This is a genomic window from Streptococcus cristatus (assembly GCF_003944225.1).
GTDB classification, from domain to species: domain Bacteria; phylum Bacillota; class Bacilli; order Lactobacillales; family Streptococcaceae; genus Streptococcus; species Streptococcus cristatus_K.
Genome location: NZ_RJPN01000034.1, coordinates 1 through 633 on the forward strand (window position 1 = coordinate 1; position 633 = coordinate 633).

1 protein-coding gene is annotated in these 633 nt (G+C 49.3%); it reads left to right on the forward strand.

The annotated features are described in order from the left end of the window. Nucleotides 1-633, forward strand: a 633-nt coding sequence (locus tag D8797_RS10095) for a hypothetical protein (protein ID WP_185780882.1), incomplete at both ends; no start/stop codon positions are given.

Sequence of the window (633 nt, forward strand, 5' to 3'; positions counted from 1 at the left end):
CCAGTCAGTTTCAACAAGTGAATCAGCTTCAACGTCATTGAGTACCAGCCAGTCTGTCTCAGCAAGCACAAGCACTTCAGCATCAGTAAGCTTGAGCCAGTCAGTTTCAACAAGCGAGTCAGCCTCAACTTCATTGAGCGCCAGCCAGTCTGTCTCAGCAAGTACAAGCGCTTCAGCATCAGTAAGCTTGAGCCAGTCAGTTTCAACAAGCGAGTCAGCCTCAACTTCATTGAGCGCCAGCCAGTCTGTATCAGCAAGTACAAGCGCTTCAGCATCAGTAAGCCTGAGCCAATCAGTCTCAACAAGTGCAAGTGCTTCAGCATCATTGAGCTTGAGTCAGTCTGTCTCAGTAAGTGCAAGTGCTTCAGCATCAGTAAGCCTGAGCCAGTCAGTTTCAACAAGTGAATCAGCTTCAACGTCATTGAGTACCAGCCAGTCTGTCTCAGCAAGCACAAGCACTTCAGCATCAGTAAGCTTGAGCCAGTCAGTTTCAACAAGCGAGTCAGCCTCAACTTCATTGAGCGCCAGCCAGTCTGTCTCAGCAAGTACAAGCGCTTCAGCATCAGTAAGCTTGAGCCAGTCAGTTTCAACAAGCGAGTCAGCCTCAACTTCATTGAGCGCCAGCCAGTCTGT